Raw genomic sequence first — 1,677 nt, 5'->3', positions numbered from 1 at the left:
GTGACTTTCACTCACAAACCAGCAAGTGGCGTCCCCTAGGGGATTCGAACCCCTGTTACCGCCGTGAAAGGGCGGTGTCCTGGGCCTCTAGACGAAGGGGACGTATCAGTCTGCTTCGCAAGACGCCTTGCTTTTCACTTTCTATCAGACAATCTGTGTGAGCACTTCAAAGTACGCTTCTTTAAGGTAAGGAGGTGATCCAACCGCAGGTTCCCCTACGGTTACCTTGTTACGACTTCACCCCAGTCATGAATCACAAAGTGGTAAGCGCCCTCCCGAAGGTTAAGCTACCTACTTCTTTTGCAACCCACTCCCATGGTGTGACGGGCGGTGTGTACAAGGCCCGGGAACGTATTCACCGTGGCATTCTGATCCACGATTACTAGCGATTCCGACTTCATGGAGTCGAGTTGCAGACTCCAATCCGGACTACGACGCACTTTATGAGGTCCGCTTGCTCTCGCGAGGTCGCTTCTCTTTGTATGCGCCATTGTAGCACGTGTGTAGCCCTGGTCGTAAGGGCCATGATGACTTGACGTCATCCCCACCTTCCTCCAGTTTATCACTGGCAGTCTCCTTTGAGTTCCCGGCCAAACCGCTGGCAACAAAGGATAAGGGTTGCGCTCGTTGCGGGACTTAACCCAACATTTCACAACACGAGCTGACGACAGCCATGCAGCACCTGTCTCACAGTTCCCGAAGGCACCAATCCATCTCTGGAAAGTTCTGTGGATGTCAAGACCAGGTAAGGTTCTTCGCGTTGCATCGAATTAAACCACATGCTCCACCGCTTGTGCGGGCCCCCGTCAATTCATTTGAGTTTTAACCTTGCGGCCGTACTCCCCAGGCGGTCGACTTAACGCGTTAGCTCCGGAAGCCACGCCTCAAGGGCACAACCTCCAAGTCGACATCGTTTACGGCGTGGACTACCAGGGTATCTAATCCTGTTTGCTCCCCACGCTTTCGCACCTGAGCGTCAGTCTTCGTCCAGGGGGCCGCCTTCGCCACCGGTATTCCTCCAGATCTCTACGCATTTCACCGCTACACCTGGAATTCTACCCCCCTCTACGAGACTCAAGCCTGCCAGTATCAGATGCAGTTCCCAGGTTGAGCCCGGGGATTTCACATCTGACTTAACAAACCGCCTGCGTGCGCTTTACGCCCAGTAATTCCGATTAACGCTTGCACCCTCCGTATTACCGCGGCTGCTGGCACGGAGTTAGCCGGTGCTTCTTCTGCGGGTAACGTCAATGAGCAAAGGTATTAACTTTACTCCCTTCCTCCCCGCTGAAAGTACTTTACAACCCGAAGGCCTTCTTCATACACGCGGCATGGCTGCATCAGGCTTGCGCCCATTGTGCAATATTCCCCACTGCTGCCTCCCGTAGGAGTCTGGACCGTGTCTCAGTTCCAGTGTGGCTGGTCATCCTCTCAGACCAGCTAGGGATCGTCGCCTAGGTGAGCCGTTACCCCACCTACTAGCTAATCCCATCTGGGCACATCCGATGGCAAGAGGCCCGAAGGTCCCCCTCTTTGGTCTTGCGACGTTATGCGGTATTAGCTACCGTTTCCAGTAGTTATCCCCCTCCATCAGGCAGTTTCCCAGACATTACTCACCCGTCCGCCACTCGTCAGCAAATCAGCAAGCTGATTTCTGTTACCGTTCGACTTGCATGT

The 1,677-nt window shown here is 54.3% G+C and carries 1 tRNA gene and 1 rRNA gene; both read right to left on the bottom strand.

Annotated features, from left to right (window positions below):
• Positions 1-26: 26 nt before the first annotated feature.
• Positions 27-102: transfer RNA gene (locus tag A7098_RS02125), tRNA-Glu, on the bottom strand.
• 85 nt (positions 103-187) lie between these two features.
• Positions 188-1,677 (bottom strand): 16S ribosomal RNA (locus A7098_RS02120); the annotation flags it as partial.

The organism is Escherichia sp. MOD1-EC7011 (genome assembly GCF_002965005.1).
GTDB classification, from domain to species: domain Bacteria; phylum Pseudomonadota; class Gammaproteobacteria; order Enterobacterales; family Enterobacteriaceae; genus Escherichia; species Escherichia ruysiae.
The sequence above is the reverse complement of the archived record's forward strand: the minus strand, read 5'-3'. Positions and strand labels throughout refer to the sequence as shown.